This is a genomic window from Ensifer sp. (assembly GCF_035999135.1).
GTDB lineage: Bacteria > Pseudomonadota > Alphaproteobacteria > Rhizobiales > Rhizobiaceae > Ensifer.
In genome coordinates, this window is record NZ_DASYGZ010000180.1 from 1 (window position 1) to 22,628 (window position 22,628).

The following is a 22,628-nucleotide window of genomic DNA, read 5'->3' on the forward strand; positions in this document are numbered from 1 at the left end:
AAGAACTTGGCCCAGCCAAGGCCGCTTGCCCGAAACACCAGCCCCGACAGCGGGATCAACACGATCAGAACCAGCCAGCTCAGCGTGATACCGAGCGACAATCCAAAACCCGGCAAGATACTCGGCTGGCGAAACCGCCAGCGGCTCCCATTGCGTCGCTCCGTCAACTTCCCGTCACCTCATAAGCCCTGCGGTTGCCTGGCAACCGCATATCCCCTGTTCCAAACCGATCTTCAAATCGCCGGTTGGCCGGCTTGTTCGAGCGCCGGTGCATTTCGGCGTCAAACTACCAATTTCGTGGGCTCCAACAACGCAAAATTTTGACGCTTACGCCGCTCGCAAGGAAACTGATTTCGCTTTTGAGCCGCGTAGAAAGAAACACTCTCCTTGGCACATTGTTTCATGTTCGATCTCTAAAATATAGAGATGCGATCGCAGGCTTGAAAAAGTTATACTATAGATTTTATAGATATTGGGTGTTTCTTGCTTACGGATGTCGATGGGCTCTTCCATAATCCAGCATGAAACGGATGGCGCGCATGCGTCGTCCACCTTGGAAGCGTCCGCGCAAATGGTTGATGACATGGCAAAAACGCTCATCATTCCCGGACTGTTCGGATCGGGGCCGGGCCATTGGCAGCGTCACTGGCTCGACGATCATCCGCAAGCGGTTCTGGTGGAGCAGGGGGATTGGGACAGGCCGAAGCTCGATAGCTGGCGCGACCGGCTGGAGCACGAGATTTTGAGACATGGGACGGTCGATCTGGTCGCCCACAGTCTCGGCTGTCTTCTCGTTGCCAACCTGGCGCGACGGCCGCTCGCCCGGCACGTGCGCAGCGTTCTGCTTGTCGCGCCATGCGATCTCGGCGCGACCGAGCGGCTTCATCCGGATACGGTCGACTTCGGGCGCATGCCTGAACAGCCCTTGCCCTTTTCGAGCCTTGTCGTCGGCAGCCTCAACGACCCGTACATGCCTTTCGATCGGCTGCGCCATTACTCGACGCGATGGGGAAGCCGGCTTGTCGATCTTGGGCACGCGGGGCACATCAACATCGCCAGCGGCTTCGGTCGCTGGTCGCATGGCTATGACCTGCTGCGGGTCTTGAACGGCATGACGCGTCGGGAGTTGCTAACGCAACCAGTCGACGGAGCGCGACGGATCCCGTTGCCGGGCGGTGTCGCCTGAGATTGAGGCCGGATGAGCAGGCCTTCGTCACAGGCCAAATACGACACTTGATGTCGGCGCCTTTTCGCGCTCTAATAACCACAAAGTATATAGAGAATGCCATCTAGGGGTGGCGTGAAGCGACGTGCGCGAACGCCGATCGATGCCTCGGTCGGCCGTGCACATATCTCGGCCTCCGTTCCTTCGTCCAGCGCCTCTGACGTGGACGCGCGGTTGCCCTCGATGTGTAATGCGGTCAGATTTTGCGTTTTCGACCGAACAGCCATGCATTTCAATCTTTGCCGGCCGGGCCGGCGACAGGAGAGAGCACATGACTGTCCATGGACTGTTTGCCAAGATGGCGCCGAGGGACACTGGCGCAGCGGCAAAACCCCATATTGCCATCATCGGCCGCGGCTTTTCGGGCGTGATGATGGCGATTGCGCTGATGAAATCGGTCCGCACAGCATTCCACGTTCATCTCTTCGATCCGCAGCCGGCGATCAGCGGCGGGCAGGTGCTGGCCGCCGCCCTCAGCGGCGAAATTCTCAACAGCCGGGTGCGCGACCTGTCGGTCGCTGCCGGTCAGGCCGAAGATTTCAATGACTGGCTTCTAGCCAACGACGAGTTTCGCTCGGCGGTTTCTGCCGCAATTCCCGGTTTTCAGCAGATTTTCGTGCCGAAGAGCATTTTCAGCGACTACGTCTATCAGCGGTTTTCGGAGGCACTGACGCGCCGGCCCGATATCTCCATGCAGCTTTCCTGCCAGGCAGTGCTCGGCCTCAGAAAGCAGGGCAATGGTCGCTTCGCCGTGTTGCAGGAGGGGGCGACGGTCGAATGCGACGCGGTGGTGCTCGCAACCGGCTTCGGCCTGCGCCAGGGTGAAATGCAGGTCGCCGAGGAGGAAAAGCCGCTGGTTCGTGCGCGCCGTCTCGTCGTGCCGCGCCACACCGTCCTGCTCGGAAGCGGGGTGCGGGTCGTCGACCGGCTGCTGCAACTGCGCGACAACGGCTTTGCCGGCGAGATCACCATCGTCTCGCGCCATGGATTTCTGCCGCAGCCGCACACGCGCCTCGCCGCCGCACCGACCTTTCCGGTCGAGCCGATGCCGACACGGCTCGGTGATATCGTCCGGTTCGTGAGACAGGCTTGCGAGGAAGCGGAAGCGGCCGGGCTCGGCTGGCAGGCGGCCATGAACGGCCTGCGCCGGCGTGCGCGCTCGCTGTGGCAGGCGTTGCCCCAGGAGGAGAAGCATCGTTTCAACCGGCATCTGCGCTCGATCTATGACAGTCATCGTAATCGGCTGCCGGCCCCGCTTTACCTGCGTCTGCGGCAGGAATTGACGGATGGCCGAACGGTCCTGCGCAAAGGCTGGGCGGGCCGGCGCCGCGCCGAAGGGCTGATGGTGCGCTGGGCCGGGGAAAGCCAGGAGACATTGCTTGCTGCCGACCAGGTGATCGACTGTCGGTGTTCGGCGCCCGATCTCGGCGCATCGCTGATGCAGAGCCTTTTTGCAGGCGGTCTTGCGGAGCCCGACGAACTTGGCCTTGGCATCGCCGTCAGCCCGGCCGGCGAGGTGCTCGTGGGTGGCCAGCGTACGCGCAATCTCTATGCGATCGGTCCGCTTGGTGTCGGCAGCCTGCCGGACATCGACCTCGTGCCCGAGATCGTCACGCAAAGCTATGCCGCGGCAAGGCTGATCGCCACACGGCACCGGCTGACGCACAAGACCGGCTGACGAGGGGCCGCGGCCTTCAGCGTCGCGTTGACCACGGCACCAGCCAGCGTTCGAGCAGACGGGCGGCAAGTTCGAACAGGAAGGCGACGGCGGCGATCACGATGATGCCCGCGATCACCACGTCGGTAACCAGGAACTGGGCGGCCGACTGGATCATGAAGCCAAGTCCCCTTGTTGCCGCGACCAGTTCTGCCGCCACCAGCGTCGACCAGCCGGCTCCCAGCGCGATCCGGGTGCCCGTCAGGATCGCGGGCAGGGCACTCGGCAGGACGACGTGGCCAAGCACCTGCATTCTCGAAGCGCCGAAGGCGCGCGCTGCATTGACGTGATCGGTGGAAGTGGACCGGACGCCTGTCGCCGTCGACAGGATGATCGGTGGCAGCATCGCCAGCGCAATGACGGCGATCTTCGAGGCTTCGCCGATCCCGAGCCAGATGATCACAAGGGGAAGATAGGCGAGCGGCGGCAGAGGACGCAGGAATTCGACGATCGGATCGAGAATGCCCTTGCCGATCCGGCTGGTCCCGATGGCGAGCCCGGCAGGCACGCCGAGCACGATCGCAACGGCAAGCGCGCCGAAAATCCTGATCAGGCTGGCTATCGCATGCTGCAGCAGCGTGGCGTCGACAAAGCCGGTGACGGCGAGGCTCCGCAGGGCCTGGTAGACCGAGAGAGGAGAGGGAAGGAACAGCGGCGAGACAAGACCATAGCTTGCCGCAAGGCTCCACAGCGACAAGAGCGCTGCGATCGTCGCGAGCGATATCCAGACAAGCGGCACGGGTGCGCGCTGCGCTTCGCGTGCGGGGGCCTCTGTGCTGCCCTGAGGATGGTCCAGGGCGGATGGCGTGCTTTCCAGAGAAAGGCTCATGCGGCGATCCCTTCATCTTCGGCATGAATGAGTGCGGTCAGATCGTCCTGCAGGCGGCGGAACGCAAGCGAGCTGCGGATTTCGGAGAGCGGCGTTCCTGCGAGATGATCACGGCCGAAGGTCGTGCGGATCTCGCTGACGATCCGGCCAGGGTTGGGAGCAAGCACGATGATGCGGGTTGCCAGCAGCAAGGCTTCCTCGATGCTATGGGTGATCAAAAGCGCCCCGACGCCATTTGCCTGCCAGACGTCGAGGATGAAACCCTGCATCCGGCTGCGGGTCAGCGCGTCGAGTGCGCCGAGCGGCTCATCCATCAGCAGAAATTTCGGATCGGACGCGAGAGCCCTGGCAATGCCGACCCGCTGGCGCATGCCACCGGACAGCTCCCAAACGTCGCGGTCGCCCGCATCGGGCAGACCAACCCGGGCAAGGAGCTCCCGGGCGCGCGCCAGCCGTTGCGTGCGCGGAACGCCGCGCAAGCGCAGCGGGAAGGCGACGTTGTCGAGAGCTGTCAGCCACGGATAAAGCGCGTCGTCCTGAAACACCACGGCGCGATCGGCCCCGGGGCCCGAGACCGGAGCACCGTCGATGGCGACGCGGCCGCTGCTGGGTGCCACAAAACCTGCCGCCAGATTGAGAAGGCTGGTCTTGCCCGAGCCGGAGCGGCCAATGACGACGACGAATTCGTCCTGTTCGAGCGCCAGATCGACCGTGGCCAGCACAGGGGCCGCATGCCTGTCGCCAGCAGGATAACGCAGCGTCACGGCTTCGAGGGAAAGAACGGCCATGGAACGGTTCCGGATGCGGGATAATGGGAAGAACCCGCCCGGCTATCGAGCCGGACGGGCGCGGAGAAAAACGCGGTCAGAACGACAGCTTGGCTGCTTCCTGCGCCCAGCGTGGCGAGACATAGGGCGCGTAATCCGGAAGGGCGGCCGGGATCTTGCCCTGTTCCAGCAGGAAGGCCGAGGTCTGGGCGACAGCCTTGACGGTGTCGCCGCCCAGCAGTCCGGCGCCGGCCTGTTCCTCGAGCGACGGGAAGTAGTAGCCCTTGAGCAGGGCCGGCACATCCTCGGTCTTTGCGCCGGTCAGCCGTGCAATCTTTTCAGCTTCGGGCGAGCCGGCGTTCCAGGCATCCGGCCTGGCACGATAGTCCGCATAGGCATCGCCGGTCACCTTGACGAAACCGGTGACGATATCGGGATGTTCCTCGGCGAATTTCTTGCTGACGATCCAGGCGTCGAAGGTGGGGCCGCCCCACTTTGCCACATCGCCTGATGTGGCGAGAACCGTCGATGTCTTCTTGATCTCGGTCAGCACCGGATCCCAGACATAGGCGCCGTCGATGTCGCCGCGCTGCCAGGCTGCGGCAATTTCCGGGGGCCTGAGGTTCAGGATTTCGACCGACTTCGGATCGATGTTCCAGTGTTTCAGTGCGGTCAGCAGGCTGTAATGGGCTGTGGAGACGAAGGGTGTGGCGATCTTCTTGCCGGCCAGTTGCTCGGGCTTGTCGACACCCTTGACCGCGAGCGCTTCGGCATCGCTGATCAGGCCGACCACGAAAATGGTTTCGAACGGCAGCTGCCGGCTGGCGGCGGCTGCAAGCGGCGACGAGCCGACATAGCCGATGTCGATCGATCCGGAGGCGAGCGCTGCGATCACGTCCGCACCGCCGTCGAACTTCTGCCAGGTGATCTTGGCGCCGGTAACCTTCTCGTAGGTGCCGTCAGCCTGAGGCACGCGCGACGGCTCGACGATCGGCTGGTACCCGATGGTCAGCGACGTTTCACCGGCAAGGGCCGGAAGCGAGAACAAGGGCGCGGCCAGAACGACGGCGGCGGTGGCGATAAGGGTGCGTCTGCGGATCGTCATTGTCTGCTCCTCAATGGAAAGGTTCGGACCCCGTAATGAAGTCTCGTGAGTATGCTGACTAAAAACATCGATTATATGTAGATAATTTATTCCGCATTTCGGTGCCTCGGTGCGAGCCCGTTCCAAATTTGCCGCTCCGGGCAGCGGTTCATGCCGCCCGGCGCCAGCTCAGATCGTGACGCCGCCGTAGAGGCCGTTGTGGTATACGATCGGCTCGCCCGTGCCGGTGGTGATCGCCACGACGCGGCCGATGATGATGGCGTGGCTATGACGCTCGATGATTTCCTCGACCTCGCAGTCGATGGCCGAAAGCGCCCCGATCAAGGCAGAGGCGCCGCTCGCGAGCCTGGTCCATTCGGCTCCGTCGTACCGCGCAGCACCCTTCGCGCCATCGACGCCGGAAAAGCGTTCTGCGACCTTCTGCTGTTCCCGGGAGAGCACGTTGACGCAGAAATGCCGGTAGCGCTGGATGATGGGCCAGGTTGAAGATGTCCGGTTGATGTTGACGACCATGGTCGGCGGATCGACCGACAGCGCCGTCGCCGAGGTCACGGTTGCGCCTGTTTTCTCGTCGCCGATGCCGGCGGTAATGACGGACACGCCGCCCGACAGGTTGCGCATGGCTGACCGTAAGGCCGGCGGCGTGATCGGCTCGTAGGCGCTGTTGGGCGGAACCACTGCATCGAATGCTGGAGAAGCGGCAAGCGCGATTGTCATGACAAACCCTCGAAAAATTTGACCTAATTCCCGGTTGCAATCTGCCGATACGGGAAAAATTTTTCCTCTCTTCAAAAATGAGCGCCCGATTTTTGATTGTCAATAAATTTTATAGAGTTTATGTTTTTCACATCGACGCCGGTTGCGAGGATGCCGCCGGACGAGGCTTGCGAGGAGGCTTTCGCCAAATGGGAATTGTGCCGGAGAAGTCCATTATCCCCGAGAAGATCAACGTGCTCTGGTTCCTGCCGACCCACGGCGATAGCCGTTATCTCGGGACCACGCGCGGCGGCCGCAATGTCGATCTCAACTACCTGAAACAGGTGGCGCAGGCGGCCGACCAGCTCGGCTACTACGGCGTGCTCATTCCGACGGGCCGCAGCTGCGAAGACAGCTGGGTGGTCGCTTCGGCACTCGCGCCGCTCACAGAAAAGCTGCGCTTCCTGATTGCGGTGCGGCCGGGGCTGCTGTCGCCGACGCTTGCGGCGCGCATGACCGCGACCTTGGACCGGCTTTCGGGCGGGCGCCTGTTGATCAACGTCGTCACCGGCGGCGACCCGATCGAGAACAAGGGCGACGGCATTCATCTTTCGCACACCGAACGCTACGAGGTAACCGAGGAATTCCTCAATATCTACAAGGCTGTGCTTCGAGGCGAGGAGGTCGATTTCAAGGGCAGCCACTTCGATATCGAAGGCGGCAAGCTGCTGTTCCAGTGTTTCCAACAGCCTCATCCGCCGCTCTATTTCGGCGGGTCGTCGGGCAAGGGTCAGGAGGTTGCCGCACGCACGATCGACAAGTACCTGACCTGGGGCGAACCGGTCGAGGACGTCGCGCGCAAGATTGCCGAGGTCCGGGCGCTGGCCGAGGCGGAGGGCAGGGACGTCACCTTCGGCATCCGTCTACACGTGATCGTTCGCGAAACCGCGAAGGAAGCGTGGCAGGCCGCCGACGACCTGATACAATATGTGGATGACGACACGATTGCCGCCGCACAGAAGGTGTTCGAGCGTATGGATTCGGTTGGTCAGAGCCGCATGAGCCGCCTGCATGGCGGGCGCCGTGACAAGCTCGAAATTGCTCCGAATCTCTGGGCTGGCGTCGGCCTGGTGCGCGGTGGTGCAGGCACGGCGCTCGTCGGCGATCCCGATCAGGTCAGGGCGCGCATGGAGGAGTATCGGCAGGCTGGCATCGACAGCTTCATTTTGTCTGGGTACCCCCATCTGGAGGAAGCCTACCGGTTCGGCGAACTCGTCTTGCCGAACCTGCCGCTTGCCCATTCGGTTCCCGCGCGCGAGACATCGATCAACACCGGGCCATTCGGTGAAACGATTGCGGGCGATCATCGCCCGAAACTGAAGGTATCCCAATCGTGACGGGCGTGCGGCGACCGGTCATCGCCATTATCGGTGGCGGCTTCACCGGTGCAGTCATTGCGGCGAACCTCGCGCGCAAGGACGCAAGCGACGGGGCGGCGATCGTCGTCTTCGAGCCGCGCGAGCGCCTCGGAGCGGGGCTTGCCTACGACACGGCCAATCTTGCCCACCGCACCAACGTGCCGGCGGCGCGCATGAGCCTCGTGCCTGAAGATTGTGACGACTTTCTCAAATGGCTGGTGGCCAATGGCGAGCCGCGAGATGATGCGCAGGCCCGCGCCGCCGACGGCAACCTTTATGTGCGGCGGGCGGTTTTCGGCCGCTATGTCGGCGCGTTCGTCGCACCGTTCGTAAGGAACGGCAAGGTCGCGCACCGGCGTGAGCGGGTCGAGCAGGTGTCAAGGCGCGGGAAGCGCTGGCGGCTGCGCACGGATGTCGGCACGGAACTGCTGGCCGATATCGTCGTGATCGCCACCACGCACCCGGCCCCGTGCGCACCGAGAGGCGTGGTCGAAGCTCTTGGTAACCACCCGCGCTACGTACCAGACACGACGGCAGCCAGCGCGCTCGCCGTCATTCGTCCCGATGACCGTGTCCTTGTGCTCGGCAACGGCCTGACGGCCGCAGATGTGATTGCGACGCTGAGCCGCGCCGCGCATCGAGGCCCGATCGTTGCCCTGTCGCGGCGAGGCCTCAGGTCGCGCGGTCACGCCGGCAGAACGCAGGAGCCGTTCGGCGATTTCATCAGCGATCCCGCCCGAAATGCCCTAGAACTGTTGCGGCGCGTGCGCAAGGCGGTGCGGGACGCGGCGGTGGTCGGCGCCAGCTGGCATGCGGTTTTCGACGCCCTGCGAAGCCAGGGTGGCCAGATCTGGCGCGCACTGCCGGTGGCTGAGCGTCGCCGTCTCGTTCGGCGCCTGCGGCCATTTTGGGACGCGCACCGGTTCCGGGTGGCGCCGCAGGTCGATGATACGATCCGCGATGCGATCGATGCGGGACAGGTGCGTATTCTTGGCGGCGAGATCGAGTCCGTCGAGACCTGCGGTGAGGTGATCGCCGCCGATATCCGCCATCGCCGGACGCAAGGCTGCGAACGCCTGTTGTTCGACGCCTGCGTGGTAACGACGGGGCCGGCCCATCGGGGCATTCTATCGAGCCAGAGCTGGCTTGCGGATCTTGCGTCTGAGGGCCATCTGAGCCTCGATACCGTTGGGCTTGGTCTTGCCTGCGACGAAAAGAGCCGCGCCATCGGTGTGGACGGGGCGGCGGAACGATCGCTGATCATTGCGGGGCCGCTTGCGCGCGGCACGTTCGGCGAACTCATGGGGCTGCCGCAGGTTAACGACCACGCCATCTTCGTTGCCGACGAGATCGCCGAAATGTTGGCGCGCCCAGTTCGGGTCTCCGGCCGCAGGGCCAGCCGCGCGTCGAAGCCCCAGGGACGGACAACTCCGGCGCTCGGCGGCAACGTCAGCGGCTGAGCGGCCGGGCGTCTCCGTCGAGGCGCCGCGCCCAATCCTCGACGCTTCGCGTGTTCAGGCGCTTTGTCGCATAGTCGCGCCAACTTGACGGCAGAATTGCGAGAGCGGCGATCTCGGCGAGCGCCTCACGGTTCAGCGTGTCGACGTAGAGATAGTGCCAGAGCCGGGCAATCGTCCAATCGGGATGGCGACGCTCGACCCGTTCCATCCCGTCGCCGGCCGAGACCGGGCCCTCTTCGATCACGCGGTAGTACCACCCGGTGCGACCGGACTGCTGCACGCGGCGGGCCATGTCCTGAAGTCCGAAGCGACGGTTGAGCTTCCAGCAGGGCTGCCGCCCCTGGCTGACCTCGACGAGCGCCCCGCCCAGACGAAAGCGGTCGCCGACCGCCACATCGCTTTCAGTCAGCCCCGAGACGGAGAGGTTTTCGCCGAAGGCGCCCGGTTGCTCGAGAAGCGGCAGCGCGCCGATCTCGTCCGTCCAGGCCCTGTAGTGCTCCCGCGGATAGTGATGCACGGCCTTGTCGATGCCGCCATGTCGCTTCAGGTCACCCTGCCGGTCGCCCGAAAATCCGAGGGTGCCGAGGTGCACGGATCCGGGTGCCGGCCGCTTGTCTATGCCGCTCAATGTTCCCTGATCGTCGATCGGCGACAGCGTGCCGACAAGAAGGGCATCGAGTACGAACGGCTCGTGGTCAACCATCGATGGTCTCCAGCCACGCGCCAAGCATCAGGTCGGCTGCTCTCTTAAGCGTCTCACCGAAGCGTCGCGCGTCATTGCGCAGGTCCGGTACGCTCAATCCCGCCCCTGCAAGCTCACAGGCATGACCGACGAGCCAGCGTTCGAACGCCGCTTCCGTCTCTGCCTCCGGATGGAACTGCAGGCCGAGCAGATTTCTGCCGCGCGCGAAGGCCTGCTGGGTAACCAGTTCGCTCGATGCCAACAGTTCGGTGCCATCAGGTTGATCATAGGTGTCACCATGCCAATGCAGCACCGGGACGTCGGCGAGATGGCGCAGGCACGAAACACGACCGGCCGCAGTCAGCTTCAACGGAGAAAATCCGATCTCCTTGAGGCCTGATGCATAGACCCGGGCGCCGAGCGCGCGGGCGATTAGCTGGGCGCCAAGGCAGATGCCGAGCGTCGGCCGATCCGCGGCAAGGCGCGATTTCAACAGCGCGATCTCGTCGGCGAGAAACGGATAGGCTTTGTCCTCGTATACGCCGATCGGGCCGCCGAGCACCACGACGAGGTCCGGCTCCAGAGGGTCGAAGGAGAGGTAATCCTCGTCGCCCACATCGCGATATTCGATTTCAAAGCCGGCGGAACGCAAAGGTTCGGCGAAGTTTCCGAGATCCTCGAAGTGGACGTGCCTGATCGCGATCGCTTTTTGCTCGTCATGATGTCGTTTCGTCCTTCGAGAGAGTTCAACTGTTTGCTGCGATCGGCAACGCAGCCTTCGGCCGTGCATCCGTCCGAGGCGCCGGTATCGGTGCTGATGTTTGCGGGGGAGGCGAGCAGCGTGGCGAGGCGGGCACCGATGATCATGTCGTCTTCAATTCCGAAGCGATGGTATTCGACGTGACCGTCGCGGCCGATCATGATCGCCGTCGGCGTGCCGCGCATGCCGTAGCGATCCATCGTCGTCGGTATCGGCCCGCTATCTGAGGGCTGATCGACGCCGATCGGGAAGGTCAGTCGGTATTCGTGAATGAACGCCTTCAGCGCTTCCGGCGCCATTGCGGCATGATGCTCGAACACGGTGTGCAACCCGATCACCTGCAGATCGGTGTCGCGAAAGATGTTCTGGACGCGCTGTGTCTGTGGCAGGCCGTGCGAGACGCAGGCCGGGCAGAGCATCTGGAAGGCATGGAGAAACACCACCCGCCCGCGCAGCCGGTTGAGGCTCAAGGGTGCCGGCGTATTGAACCAGGTCGATACGGCGAGTTCCGGCGCATGCATGCGAAAATTGCTGTTCATTGTCCTTGTCTCCGGGGAGCGCCGGACGGTGGGTGCCGCCCGGCAGGGAACGGGAAAGCGAGACACGCGAACGGCGCCGCTCGCATCCCCGTGAATGCCTGAGGTCAAGCGGCTTCGCGGACGAGCTTCACGCCGGGAAAATCGACCGGTACCGCAAGCGCCACATTGATGTAGTTGGTGAACAGGTTGAGCGCGACGTGGGCGATGATCTCGACGATGTCCTGATCGTCGAAACCGGCGTCGCGCAGGCTGCGCACATCCGCATCGTGCACGTTCCCCCGCGCCTCGACGAGCGCCCGCGCAAAGGTGAGGGCAGCGGCCGTTTTCGGGTCCGAAGAAAGGCCGCGCTGCGCGCTCGCCATTTCCTCGGCGGTCGCGCCGGCCTTGCGGCCGAGTGCGGTGTGGGCCGCCAGGCAATAATGGCAATCGTTGCGGTCGGCGACGGCGACGGCGATCTGTTCGCCGAGCTTGGCGCCGAGCCGGCCCCTGCCGAGTGCGCCGAAGAAACCCCACATGCTGGCAAGGGCAGCAGGAGAGTTGGCGACCGCCTTGAACATGTTGGGGGTCACGCCGAAGGCCGAACGGATGTCGCCAAGCAATTCTGCGCTGGCGCCGGTTGCCGAAGCGGGGTCGACTAGATTAATTCTGCTCATGGTTTTCTCTTTCTATTTGCGTGGAGGGGGAAAATTGCCGGTCCGCCGATGGCAGTCGTCGGACCGGCGCCGACATCACCGGGCGTCCGCTTGTATCGCGAAACAGCGCATGCGGACCCGATGTTGAAGTCTTGTGTGAAGTTGACGACGTAACTTCATGATCTTTTTGTCTCTATCCCTTTTGGTCTGCGCGCGCTTGCATTAGGCACCGGCAGACGTGCGATTGAATATGTGCCAGGCTGCATCCTGCGCATCTTTCGCTGCGCCTTCGTATTCGCCGCAATCGATCCGCAACTGGGCCGGACCGAATGCCGCATCGACGAACGCACAATGATGTGGAGTTTGCGGATCGTCGTGGGCGTTGGGGCGGAAGTACCGACAGTTGACGCACATGCGCTGTTCGGGAATGGCGCCTGACGTCTGCAGATTGCGGATGATCTTGACGAGGTGCGTGAGCAGATCCTGCTGCTCCAGCCTGGAAAGCCCGGCAATTGCATCTTCAGTAGCAGACGCAAGCCGCCCCGCCTGGCGCAAAGCGTCTTCGCCTTGTTCTGTCGCCGCCACCGACAGCGCGCGCGCGTCGCTCGGGTCGGCGCGCTTTTCGACCAGCCCCTTGCGCAGCAGCGCGTTGATCGAATCGGTCGTCGTTGGTTGGCTGACGCCGAGATAGGCCGCGATCTGTTTCACCCGCATTCCCGTAGAGCCACGCGCGACCAGAAAGGTCAGGATCTGCAACTGTGTCGGGTTGAGGCCGATGGCGTCCGCTGCCGTCCATGCCTCAGTCCGCATGGCGGTCGCGACACGGGACAGGCCGTCGCCGATCCTGTCAACCAGTGGAGGGGTGCTGTTGGTTTCGTTGCTCATGGGTACATGAATATAGGATTCCTATGTAATGTCAATGTGCGTTGAGTCAATGCGCACTGAAATGCTCTGCGAAGTTGATGCGTATCAAAGTCGGATCGTCGACTTCGAACTAATGCTCCTTCCGACCGCCTTGAACCTCGGGCGGCCGCTCACGTGGAGAAGACGATGTTGAATGCAATCAAGCGCGGGCTCGCTATGGCGTTCGCGGCAATGGTTGTCGCTGCACCTGCAGCCGCGGCAGATTTCGAAGTGCACATGCTGAACAAGGGCAAGGACGGTGCAATGGTGTTCGAACCGGCGTCATTGAAAGTCATGCCGGGCGACACGGTCACGTTCATCCCGACGGACAAGGGCCACAATGTCGAGAGCATAAAGGGCATGATCCCTGAAGGCGCGGAAACCTTCAGGAGCAAGATCAACGAGACCTTCAAGGTGACCTTCACCGCCGCTGGCCTTTATGGCGTGAAATGCACGCCGCACTACGGCATGGGCATGGTCGGCGTGATCCAGGTCGGCGACAGCCCCGCCAACCTCGAAGCGGTCAAATCCGCGAAGAACCCGAAGAAGGCGCAGGAGCGCCTCGATGCTGCACTGGCGGCGCTCGGCAACTAGGCAAGTCACGCAACGACGTGAGGATTGTCTGCTGCGCCCGACATCGGTTCGGGCGCAAAGAAGGCGGTCGGAACCAATGTGGGGGCTCCGCGTTGGTTCCGCATGGATCAGATCACCGCCGAATTGTTTCCGCCCTCCCAGGTTCCCTATCCGATCATTCTTGCACGTATCCTCGGAGCATTGCTGATGGGCGCCGTCATCGGCTTCGAGCGCGAGGCAAAGGCACGGCCTGCCGGTCTCAAAACACATATGCTCGTCAGCCTTGCCGCATGTACGTTCAGCATTGTCTCGCTGGAAAGCGTACGGCTCGGCGATTTTGTCGACGACCGGGTGCGGATCGACCCTCTGCGCGTGGTGGAAGCCGTGACCGCCGGCGTTGCCTTCCTTGCCGCGGGAACAATCGTGCTGTCGCGCGGCGAAGTCCATGGGATCACGACAGGCGCCAGTCTGTGGCTCGCCGGCGCCATCGGCCTATCGGTCGGGTTCGGCCATTGGATCGTTGCAGCAATTGCCGTCGGATCCGCATTTACTGTTCTGATTGTGCTCGGCCTCATCGAGCCGTCACATAAGAGCGATCGGAATGCCGTGGCGGCGCAAGGCGACGAACCACCCGATGCGGGCAAGTCGCAGGACCAGCGGTAGCGCTGACGGTCCGGGATCGCTCGTCTTTCGGGGGCGAGGGGGCGAAACGACCTCGATCGTGAATCAGGTCGCGGCTGCGCCGATCACAGTCGATGAAGGTCTCGTTGTCAGAACCGAGGGCTTCCAATGTTTCGTTTTTCCATCTTTGCAGCCGGCCTGTGGATCTTTGCTGTTGGGCACGCCCATGCGGCAGAGCCGATCGGCTTTCGGCAGATTGAGATATTTCCCGCCAGCGCCCGGCCGCTTCACGTCGCGCTGTGGTATCCCACACCCGATCGAACGGGCGCCGTGGCGGTTGGCGAAAATCGGGCCTTCGTCGGCATAAGCGCCATCGTGAACGCTGCGGCCACCGACGAGGTGTCGCCACTGGTGGTCCTTTCACACGGCTACGGCGGCAGTTGGCGCAACCTGAACTGGCTGGCGAGCCGGTTGGTCCAGCAGGGCTACATCGTTGCCGCCCCTGACCATCCCGGCACGACGACGTTCGACAGGAACGCGAAGGATGCCGCGATGTCCTTTGAGCGTCCGCGCGACCTCAGCCGCACCATCGACGCGCTCGTCGCCGATCCCCAACTCGGCGGCAGGATTGACGAGTCGCAGATCGCGGCCGTTGGTCATTCTCTTGGCGGATGGACCGTGACGGCGCTGGCGGGTGCAAGGTTCGACACCGAGCTTTTCAGGGCCGGTTGCCGGGTCAACGCAAGTCCACGGGCGTGTGCGCTCAGCGACGAACTCGGACTTGGGGCAAGCAAGCTTCAAGACGACATGAGCGACAATCGCCTGCGCGCATTCGTATCTCTCGACCTGGGTCTTGCGCGCGGGTTCAGCCCTCAGAGCCTGGCAAGGCTTCGCGCCCCGGCCCTCGTGATCGCAGCCGGCACCGATATCGGTGACATGCCCGCTGACCTTGAATCGGGCTACCTTACGTCACACTTGCCCAAAGCCACCTCGACCTATGTCGAGATCCCCGACGCCATGCATTTCAGCTTCATGTCGCCGTGCAAACCGGGAGCGGCCGCGCTGATCGAGGAAGAAACACCTGGCGACGGTGTCGTGTGCAGGGATGGCGGGGTCCGCAGCCGCGAACAGATCCACCGCGAAATCGCTTTTCTTATCATAGGCTTTCTGGCTGAAGCCTTGCCTGTCCGGCCGTAGGATCGTGGGGAGTGTTCGCGCCCGGTGTCTGCGAGAGCCGGTACGCGCGCGGGTTCATCCCGGTTATCCGCAAAAACTCCCGATTGAAGTTCGACTTCGTTTGGAACCCGCACTCGAACATGACCGCTGTGACCGTCAGGTCCGTCTCCTTCAGCAAACGCTCGGCCTCCCGGATCCGGTACCCGTTAACCACTTGCGACACGTTGCCGGATGAGGCGCGACTGATCGCGCCGGATATCTGCCTTGCCGGCATTGCGAGGCGACGCGCCAGACGGCCCAGGGTCAGATCCGGATCGCGATAGAGCTTGTTCTCGCGCATCGTTCTGTCGATCGCCGCCAAGACACTGTGGTCGTCGTCGTTCGGTGCGGCTGCGATCGGCGTCACGTCTGCGGCAATCGTTGCTGCGCCGGCCGAGCGATCGTTGGCAGTGACCTCGTCCGGTATGCTCCGGCTCATGACGACGATCGTCCAGGCAATCAGTGGAAGCATCAACATATGGGTCGCAGCGACGATCGATGCCGCGTGGTTACCCTGATAAAGATCGAAATCCGCGGCGATCAGAAGGTCGACAGTGCCTGACATCAGCAGCAGGGCCGCCACCAGGAGCACGGCCCGGCGAGCATGAGCCATATCGGTGAGCCTCGCGCTCTCGAATTCCCCGCGTGCCGCATAGACGCCGCGAACGAGGGCTGCGCCGTAGCCGAAATAGAGGAAAGCAAGGATCAGGTCGATTGGCGGCTGCCACCGCTGCCACATCGAGGAGAGCAGGAATACGGAAACGGGGACGAGTAAATGCGGCCAGGCTCGTCGCCGGTACGGATTGCTCAAGTCAGAGAAGCAAAACCACGCGATCGGCGGCAACAGGGACGCAACCACAGGCTGGATGAACCTCGTCCATTGCAGGTCGGCGGTCCAGCGAAGCCCGACGGTGGTCACGAGGACGAGGCAGGCGGCGATGAAAACCGAAGGTGGTCGAAGGCGCCATGCGCTTAGGGCCAGCACGCGAACGAAGAGGATCGCCAGCAACAGCGCCATCACGAAGGGCAGGGGTATCGAAGGCATCGGGCCGCTCCGGGAGACGCATGGCTGAGGGCCGGCGTCATCGCCGGTCGGCGGCGAGAGTTTTGGCCGAAGGTGGAAGTTGGCTCAATCCTCAGCGGAAAGAAATCTGTTCGGAAATCCGTTTGGAAACAGCTAAGCTTGGGCGCTGCACGTTCCAAGGATGCTTCGATGGATGCAACAAGCTCCCTTGCGGCCAAGCTGCTGTCAGCGACGCTGATGTTTGATCGGACATCGGTCGCGGCACTGGAGGCGCTTGCCGCCAATTCCGACCGCAGGTTGCTGCGGCGCGGTGATGTTCTCGTGCGCGAGGGCGAGCAGTCGGATCGCTTTTTCGTTGTGCTTTCCGGACGTTTCACCGTCCACCGGGCTGGCGCCGAAACGCCGGTGGCCGAAATCGGCTATGGCGAGCTCGTTGGTGAAGTCGGATTTTTTGCGAGCTTGCCGCGTATCGCGACAGTGGTTGCGGCCCGCGATTCCATCGTCCTTGAAATTCGTGACGAGCAATTCGAAAGGGCGGCCAGATCGCTTCCCAGTCTGCGCCAGTCGGTTACGACCTTTCTGGCGCGGCGGTTCGCGATGCAGGCGCCGGCGACCGCCCGTGCCAAGCCGTCGTGCCGGTTGCGCACGCTCGCCGTCGTTCCCGCCGGTGGCACCCGCATCTCGTCGACATTCGTCGATCACTTGCGCGTGGTGTTTGCGGCGAACGGCCAGGCGGCATTCCTGACGAAGGCCGATGTCGAGAGCCGCTTTCCCGCCCTCACGCTTGACGATCAGCAGGTGCTCGATTGGCTCAATCACCTGGAAACAAGGGCGGAAATCATCGTCTACGTGGCCGATGATGGACCGAGCGAATGGACCCATGTCTGCATCCGCCAGGCCGACAGTGTGCTTCTGGTCGCCGACGCGGCGGGCTCGCCTGGGGTCAGTCCCTGCGAAGCGCTGGCACTGGCGATCCATTCGCCGTCCAACCTCAGGCTTGCGTTGGTGCATGGTGAACGCGCCGCGGCGGTGAGTGGTACGGCCGCGTGGCTAGACGCCCGCCCCGACATCCGCCAGCACCATCACGTGTCGCTGGAAGACCAGACCGACGTGGAGCGGCTGGTGCGGTTTGTTTCCGGCGAGGCGAGGGGATGGGTGGCGGCCGGGGGCGGTTCGCTTGGCTGCGCGCATCTCGGTGTCTACAAGGCCTTTGCCGCTGCCGGCGCCAGTTTCGACTATCTTGGCGGCACGAGTTCGGGTGCGGCAATGATGGCGGGCTTCGCCAGTGGATTGGACGCGGACCAGATCAACGACGCAACGCACCAGATCTTCGTCAAGAGCCGTGCCTTTCGCCGTCTCACCGTGCCGCAATATGCGCTGCTCGATCACAAGGTCCTCGACCGGACCCTTCGGGCGGAATATGGCGACGTCCTCATCGAGGACCTGTGGCTGCCGTTTTTTGCGCTCTCGACCAATCTCAGCAGCGGCCAGCCGCACATCCACCGTCGCGGGAAGCTGTGGCAGGCCGTGCGCGCATCCGGCTCGATCCCGGGCGTCCTGCCGCCCTTCTTTACCGCCGAGGGCGACATGCTGGTGGACGGTGCGATCATGAACAACCTGCCGCTTGACCAAATGAAGGAACTGAAGAGCGGCCCGAACGTCGTCGTCAATCTTGGCGCAGACGGCCCGCGCAAGCATCACATAGACTATGACAGCATCCCCGGTGCATCTGAGTTGACGGTGCGACTGCTCAATCCTTTCGGCCGTGCAGGACTGCCGAAGATTCCCAACATGATCCAGGTGATCACCGCGAGCATGCTGGCGCACAGGCCGCAGGAAGTGGCGCTCGGCGAACAGGATATCCTGATCTCGCCACCGGTTTCGGCCGCCATCAGCTTCATGGACTGGAGCCGGCACTCCGAACTGTTCGAAGCGGCATACCATTGGGCCCGCGCATGGATCGACGACCGTCTCGGCGAGAGCGACCCGCGGCTTCAGTCGATCTTCGGCATAGGGGCTAAAGCCGAGCCGCAAGGCGCGTTTACGGCCAGCGAGGAGCGTTCGGCGATCTAGCGTCCCGGAGTTTTTGCGCTCGCGGGAGGCAATCCGGCAGTCCATGTGCCGATGCCGCGCGAGTTGTCATCGTCCTCTTGCAGTTGTAGTATTTTAGATGGGCATTGTAGGGAATTCTGTTTCTGTAGCCCGACCGCATGCTAGTGTTCGAAAGTACGCACAAGAGCCGCGCGGGTTTGCAGAGGCTCCCGTTCGAAAGTAATTCGTCCCCGAATTGGTATGCCGATATCCATCGGGTTCCCTTGGATGTACCTGCGGGACGTCTTTGGTACAGGCGATGCACGGCCTCCGTGCATTTCTGTTGGAAAGCGTCCCCTTTGCTTGAAGTGGATCAACGCGATGCCTGACGACAAGGATATTGTGAATGCGGCCCCGGTGAGCGCCCAGGACCTTCGCATGCAGATGCTCCAGCGTGAGATGGAGGAAATGGACAAGGAGCGGCGTCTGAAGTCGATCGAAGAGCAGAAGCACGCCGACTTTGCTGCGGATTTCCTCAAGAAGCACGTGACCGAGGAAGAAATCGCCATGGTTCGCCGGCTCGTGGCAAACGCCGTCAAGGCGGGCAAGTTCGAAGCCATGGTCTATAGCTTTCCGTCCGAACTCTGCAGCGACAGCGGACGGGCGATCAACAGCGGTGACCGGGACTGGCCGAGCACCCTGCAGGGCAAGGCGAAAGAGTTTTTCGAACGCTACCAGACCTATGGCAAGCCGAACGGCTACAAGTTGAAGGCCATGATCATCAACTTTCCCGGTGGCGTGCCCGGCGATGTCGGCATGTTCCTGAACTGGGCGCCGGACAAAGCCTGACCGTGAGTGAAACAACGACGGCAATCTCGTTCTGATTGCCGTCGCCTGCATCTCCGCGACCAGCCTAACCGGAGCGGATGACCGCGCTCAATGCACGTCGGGCACCGTCCGACGCTTGCTCATATCGTCTTCAAAATCGTCAGGACGCTTTTGCCGCTTTCCGAGTTCCGGCTCGGCATATTTCACCCGCTCATACGGGATCGACGCGAGAATGTGCGAGATGCAGTTGATCCGCGCCCGCTTCTTGTCGTCCGAGGGCACGATCCACCAGGGTGCGTATTCGGTGTCCGTCATGCGCAGCATCTCGTTATAGGCGCGTGTGTAATCCCACCAGCGGCGATAGGATTCGATGTCCATCGGACTGAGTTTCCATTGGCGCAGCGGGTCGGCAATGCGCTGGCGGAAGCGGCGTTCCTGTTCCTTCTCGCTGACGTCGAGGAAGTATTTGAGCAGGATGATCCCGCTTTCCACCATCGCGGCTTCGAAGCGCGGCGCCAGTTCGAGAAAGCGCCGCGCCGCATCGTCCGAGCAGAAGCCCATGACGCGCTCGACGCCAGGGCGGTTGTACCAGGAGCGGTCGAAGATGACGATTTCGCCGGCCGCCGGCAGGTGCTGGATGTAGCGCTGCATGTAGATCTGCGTCTTTTCCCGGTCCGTCGGCGCGGGAAGGGCGGTCACGCGGAAGACGCGAGGGCTGACCCGCTCGGTCAGTCGCTTGATGACGCCGCCCTTGCCGGCGGCATCACGCCCCTCAAAGATGATGACGATGCGCGCTCCTGATGACTTCACCCAGGCCTGCAGATGAGCGATTTCCTCCTGCAGACGTTCGAGCGCCTTGTCGTAGCCGTCCGATGGGCGCTCCTCGGACGCTGTCGCGGCGGCAACGCCGCCTTCATCCTTCTTGCCCTTGTGCTTCTTCTTGCCGTCATGCTTGCTCATTTTTCCCTCCCTTTTGCCTCGACGTCTCCTTGCCGTGTTTCGACAGGACGGGCGGAAAGCGCGCCGACCCTGCCGAACCTGGCCTCGTAGGCGTCGAGCGCGTCTTCCATGCCCTCGAAGATCATCTCCTTGCCGATCCTGTCGGCGGTTCCGGCGCGGTCGAGCAGGGCCCGTGCGTCAGTGTGCAATTCCGCAAGGCCGAGGGCGATGCCGCGATCCTTCAGCTCATCATGAAGTTCGGCGAGCATGTCGGCAGCAGTGCTGTCGATCTGGGGGATCGCGCTTGCGTCGATCACCAGCCAGCGGGCAGGCGGGGGCAGATCGGCGGCAATCGCCGTCAGGCGCTCGCGGACATAGTCCGCATTGTAAAACAGCAGACTGTCCTGGATCATGCAGGCGCCGAAGCCCGCAACCGGTCGCGCATCGGGGTGCCGGTGCAGCTTGTAAAAGCCGTCGCGGCCGGCAATGCGGCCGAGAACGGCGTCGTGCGGGTACATGGTCTGCAGCAGAAGATAGACCAGCGTTGCGGCAATCGCGATGACGACGCCGTTCAGTACGCCAAGTCCGATCGGCCCCCACAGTGCGATCAACGCGAAAACGAACTCGATCCGGTTGACGCGCCAGATGCGCCTCAGCCCTTCGATGTCGATCAGGCTGAGCGCGGTCGCCGCCAGGATTGCCCCGAGTGCGGCGATCGGCAGGATACGCAGGACATCGCCCAGAAAGAGCAGAACCACCATCAGCGTAGCGGCGGCGACCAGGCTTGCGATCTGCGATCGACCGCCAACGGCAAAATTGACGGCCGTGCGTGAATCGGAAGCCGTGACCGGAAAGGTCGCGAAGAGACCCGCTGCGATATTGGCGGCGCCAAAGCCGGTCAGTTCGCGGTTCGGATCGACGCGATAGCCGCCGATCGCCGCGAAGCTTCGGGCGGCGATGACGCCGGAGCCGAAGCTGACGAGGAAAATGGCGGCTGCGCCAGTGATGAGGCCCTCAAGCGGGAGCTCGCCCAATCGCGGTACGACGAGCGACGGCAGGCCCTTCGGAATGTCGCCGACCACTGCCATGCCTCGTCCCTCGAAATCGAAAAGAAACGAGAGCAGGACCGCCAAGAAAACCACGATGACCGGACCCGGCACGGGCGAACGATAGTGCCGCGCGACTTGCAGCAGCGCAAAGCAGGCAAGCGCGAAGATGAAAGTCGGCCAGTGAATGGCGCCGGCCTGCCTGGCAAGATCGACAAGCGGGGCGATGACGCCATCCGACGCGACCTGCACGCCGGTGACACGCTTGATCTGCCCGACCAGTATCGACAGCGAGATACCGGCGAAAAAGCCCGTCAGGATCGGGCGGGAAAGGAAGGTTGCAAGCACGCCAAGCCGCACCAGGCGAGCGATCAGGCAAAAGGCCCCGACGATCAGGGCAAGGAGCGCGGCGGCCGTCACGCGGTCCGAAGGCGAGGCGGCGACTGTCGTCATCACCGCCGCCAACACCGTCATCGTGGCCGCATCCGGCCCGACGATCAGTTGCCGGGACGGGCCGAAGAGCGCATAGGCGATAAGCGGGGCAATGCTGGCGTAAAGACCGGTCTCGGCCGGCAAGCCTGCAATGGCAGGGTAGGCAATTGCGCTTGGCAGGCCCACCGCGGCAATGGCGACGCCCGCGGACACGTCGTTGCGCACCCACGCCGCCTGATAGCCCCGCAGGTTTTCAAGAAGCGGCAGGCGCGGCAGGTTCTGCATGCTTGGCCCCGGACGTTTTCATTCAGGAATACGACACTTGGCGTCTGCGGAACGTTTCAGGCGGGAAATGCTGTCGTCACACTCTACCATTGCGTACATTAGGCATGCAAAACATTTCGATTGCATCCTTGGACAGTGCAAGCGAGCGCTGTTGCGGTCGAGCAGGCCGATGGCGCGTAACCGCAGGGCCGGGGGACCGTGCTTGCCTCGACGGTCCCGAGCCGCGCATCCTCTCAGTAATACGGCGAGATGCACGCCTGTCGCGGACCATAATAGGGCTGGAACGTATTGTCATAGGCCCTGTACGACCGATAGCGCGCATAGCACCAGCGCGTGTGCCCGCTGCCGCCGTAATAGGTCTGGCGATAGTAACGCGGAGCAGAGTAGCGCGGGGCGTAATAACGTAGAGCGTAATATGTTTGCCCGTAATACGCCTGGCCGTCGTAGCCGTCATCGTAATAGCTTGGGCCATAGTAGCGCGGTTGCGCAATCAGGCCGCCGATGATTGCGCCGGCGGCGAGCCCGCCAAGCGCCCACGCCCAATCATCGCCACCGCCATGGCTATGCCCATGGTGGTAGCCGCCGTGGTAACCGCCGGAGTGACGGTATTGGACCAGTTGCGCTTTCGGCGTTTCGACCGCCATCGCGATGTTTGTAGGGAATGCCATGGCCGGCGGAACGTTCGCAGCCGCCGCCGTCAGCGCCAAGGCAAAGATTGCTAGCCTCTTCATCGGCCTCACCCTTCTTTCTGCCCCGCAACCGATTATAGCGCGGATGTGCTCACATGGCACCGCGTTTTCAAGGTGGCGGCATCGGGGAACGAGACAGCGATGCCATGATGCCGACGCGTCGGTGCCTCAAGCCCACGGGTCGAGAAGCGGAATTGGGCGGCTGGGTGCTG

The 22,628-nt window shown here is 63.0% G+C and carries 21 protein-coding genes and 2 pseudogenes; 9 read left to right on the plus strand and 14 right to left on the minus strand.

Annotated elements, in window-relative coordinates; genetic code table 11:
- A pseudogene (locus tag VGO12_RS23510) lies at nt 1-167 on the minus strand (molybdate ABC transporter permease subunit); the annotation flags it as partial.
- A 416-nt stretch (nt 168-583) separates the two neighbouring features.
- On the opposite strand from VGO12_RS23510, the gene VGO12_RS23515 reads away from it, so the two are divergent.
- Both VGO12_RS23515 and VGO12_RS23520 read left to right on the plus strand, forming a co-directional pair.
- The gene (locus tag VGO12_RS23515) at nt 584-1,186 is read left to right on the plus strand and encodes an alpha/beta hydrolase (protein ID WP_327515150.1); all 603 of its coding nucleotides are present in this window, start codon (nt 584-586) and stop codon (nt 1,184-1,186) included.
- Between the two features lie 310 nt (nt 1,187-1,496).
- Nucleotides 1,497-2,903, plus strand: coding sequence for an FAD/NAD(P)-binding protein (locus VGO12_RS23520; protein ID WP_327515151.1), 1,407 nt, complete (start codon nt 1,497-1,499; stop codon nt 2,901-2,903).
- A gap of 16 nt (nt 2,904-2,919) precedes the next feature.
- Here VGO12_RS23520 and VGO12_RS23525 read toward each other — a convergent pair whose 3' ends face one another.
- The 4 genes from VGO12_RS23525 to VGO12_RS23540 form a co-directional block, all read right to left on the minus strand.
- Nucleotides 2,920-3,771, minus strand: a complete 852-nt coding sequence (locus VGO12_RS23525; RefSeq protein WP_327515152.1) for an ABC transporter permease subunit — start codon at nt 3,769-3,771, stop codon at nt 2,920-2,922.
- Entirely contained in the window at nt 3,768-4,559 is a 792-nt protein-coding gene (locus VGO12_RS23530; RefSeq protein WP_327515153.1) for a taurine ABC transporter ATP-binding protein, read from the minus strand. Before VGO12_RS23530 ends, VGO12_RS23525 begins: the two co-directional genes overlap by 4 nt.
- A 76-nt stretch (nt 4,560-4,635) precedes the next feature.
- A complete protein-coding gene (tauA, locus tag VGO12_RS23535) occupies nt 4,636-5,643 on the minus strand; it encodes a taurine ABC transporter substrate-binding protein (protein WP_327515154.1) in 1,008 nt (335 codons plus the stop codon).
- A 168-nt stretch (nt 5,644-5,811) separates the two neighbouring features.
- Complete coding sequence (locus VGO12_RS23540) at nt 5,812-6,360, minus strand: flavin reductase family protein (RefSeq protein WP_414650770.1); 549 nt, start codon at nt 6,358-6,360, stop codon at nt 5,812-5,814.
- Between the two features lie 188 nt (nt 6,361-6,548).
- On the opposite strand from VGO12_RS23540, the gene ssuD reads away from it, so the two are divergent.
- The gene (ssuD, locus tag VGO12_RS23545) at nt 6,549-7,736 is read left to right on the plus strand and encodes an FMNH2-dependent alkanesulfonate monooxygenase (protein ID WP_327515155.1); all 1,188 of its coding nucleotides are present in this window, start codon (nt 6,549-6,551) and stop codon (nt 7,734-7,736) included.
- Nucleotides 7,733-9,217: an FAD/NAD(P)-binding protein gene (locus tag VGO12_RS23550; RefSeq protein ID WP_327515156.1), complete on the plus strand. Its 1,485-nt coding sequence runs from the start codon at nt 7,733-7,735 to the stop codon at nt 9,215-9,217. Before ssuD ends, VGO12_RS23550 begins: the two co-directional genes overlap by 4 nt.
- Here the strand turns inward: VGO12_RS23550 and VGO12_RS23555 are convergent.
- The 5 genes and pseudogenes from VGO12_RS23555 to VGO12_RS23575 all read right to left on the minus strand — a co-directional run bounded on the left by VGO12_RS23555 (nt 9,207) and on the right by VGO12_RS23575 (nt 12,715).
- On the minus strand, nt 9,207-9,920 hold the full coding sequence (locus tag VGO12_RS23555; protein WP_327515157.1) for an MOSC domain-containing protein: 714 nt from the start codon (nt 9,918-9,920) through the stop codon (nt 9,207-9,209). The two genes, VGO12_RS23550 and VGO12_RS23555, sit on opposite strands and share 11 nt — an antisense overlap.
- On the minus strand, nt 9,913-10,689 hold the full coding sequence (locus tag VGO12_RS23560; RefSeq protein WP_327515158.1) for a glutamine amidotransferase: 777 nt from the start codon (nt 10,687-10,689) through the stop codon (nt 9,913-9,915). Before VGO12_RS23560 ends, VGO12_RS23555 begins: the two co-directional genes overlap by 8 nt.
- 35 nt (nt 10,690-10,724) lie before the next feature.
- Nucleotides 10,725-11,180 (minus strand): annotated as a pseudogene (locus VGO12_RS23565) (redoxin domain-containing protein); the annotation flags it as partial.
- Nucleotides 11,181-11,302: 122 nt separating this feature from the next.
- Nucleotides 11,303-11,851 carry a peroxidase-related enzyme gene (locus tag VGO12_RS23570; protein ID WP_327515159.1) on the minus strand — a complete coding sequence of 183 codons (549 nt, stop codon included), beginning with the start codon at nt 11,849-11,851 and terminating at the stop codon, nt 11,303-11,305.
- A 201-nt stretch (nt 11,852-12,052) separates the two neighbouring features.
- A complete protein-coding gene (locus tag VGO12_RS23575) occupies nt 12,053-12,715 on the minus strand; it encodes a MarR family winged helix-turn-helix transcriptional regulator (RefSeq protein WP_327515160.1) in 663 nt (220 codons plus the stop codon).
- Between the two features lie 195 nt (nt 12,716-12,910).
- Between VGO12_RS23575 and VGO12_RS23580 the strand changes: the two genes are divergently transcribed.
- The 3 genes from VGO12_RS23580 (at nt 12,911) to VGO12_RS23590 (ending at nt 15,124) form a co-directional block, all read left to right on the plus strand.
- Nucleotides 12,911-13,327: a pseudoazurin gene (locus tag VGO12_RS23580; RefSeq protein ID WP_327515191.1), complete on the plus strand. Its 417-nt coding sequence runs from the start codon at nt 12,911-12,913 to the stop codon at nt 13,325-13,327.
- Between the two features lie 102 nt (nt 13,328-13,429).
- Nucleotides 13,430-13,969 (plus strand): MgtC/SapB family protein, encoded by a 540-nt coding sequence (locus VGO12_RS23585; protein WP_327515161.1) that lies wholly within the window; start codon nt 13,430-13,432, stop codon nt 13,967-13,969.
- A 126-nt stretch (nt 13,970-14,095) separates the two neighbouring features.
- Nucleotides 14,096-15,124, plus strand: a complete 1,029-nt coding sequence (locus VGO12_RS23590; RefSeq protein ID WP_327515162.1) for an alpha/beta hydrolase family protein — start codon at nt 14,096-14,098, stop codon at nt 15,122-15,124.
- On the opposite strand, the gene VGO12_RS23595 is transcribed toward VGO12_RS23590, so the two are convergent.
- Nucleotides 15,084-16,187 carry an AraC family transcriptional regulator gene (locus tag VGO12_RS23595; RefSeq protein WP_327515163.1) on the minus strand — a complete coding sequence of 368 codons (1,104 nt, stop codon included), beginning with the start codon at nt 16,185-16,187 and terminating at the stop codon, nt 15,084-15,086. The two genes, VGO12_RS23590 and VGO12_RS23595, sit on opposite strands and share 41 nt — an antisense overlap.
- Before the next feature lie 168 nt (nt 16,188-16,355).
- Between VGO12_RS23595 and VGO12_RS23600 the strand changes: the two genes are divergently transcribed.
- Nucleotides 16,356-18,239: a patatin-like phospholipase family protein gene (locus VGO12_RS23600; protein WP_327515164.1), complete on the plus strand. Its 1,884-nt coding sequence runs from the start codon at nt 16,356-16,358 to the stop codon at nt 18,237-18,239.
- 339 nt (nt 18,240-18,578) lie between these two features.
- A complete protein-coding gene (locus tag VGO12_RS23605) occupies nt 18,579-19,046 on the plus strand; it encodes a histidine kinase (protein WP_327515165.1) in 468 nt (155 codons plus the stop codon).
- An 87-nt stretch (nt 19,047-19,133) separates the two neighbouring features.
- Here the strand turns inward: VGO12_RS23605 and ppk2 are convergent, their stop codons facing one another.
- The 3 genes from ppk2 to VGO12_RS23620 form a co-directional block, all read right to left on the minus strand.
- Nucleotides 19,134-19,985, minus strand: coding sequence for a polyphosphate kinase 2 (gene ppk2 / locus VGO12_RS23610; protein ID WP_327515166.1), 852 nt, complete (start codon nt 19,983-19,985; stop codon nt 19,134-19,136).
- Nucleotides 19,982-21,727, minus strand: coding sequence for a SulP family inorganic anion transporter (locus VGO12_RS23615; RefSeq protein WP_327515167.1), 1,746 nt, complete (start codon nt 21,725-21,727; stop codon nt 19,982-19,984). Before VGO12_RS23615 ends, ppk2 begins: the two co-directional genes overlap by 4 nt.
- A 233-nt stretch (nt 21,728-21,960) precedes the next feature.
- On the minus strand, nt 21,961-22,458 hold the full coding sequence (locus VGO12_RS23620) for a BA14K family protein (protein ID WP_327515168.1): 498 nt from the start codon (nt 22,456-22,458) through the stop codon (nt 21,961-21,963).
- Nucleotides 22,459-22,628: the final 170 nt, after the last annotated feature.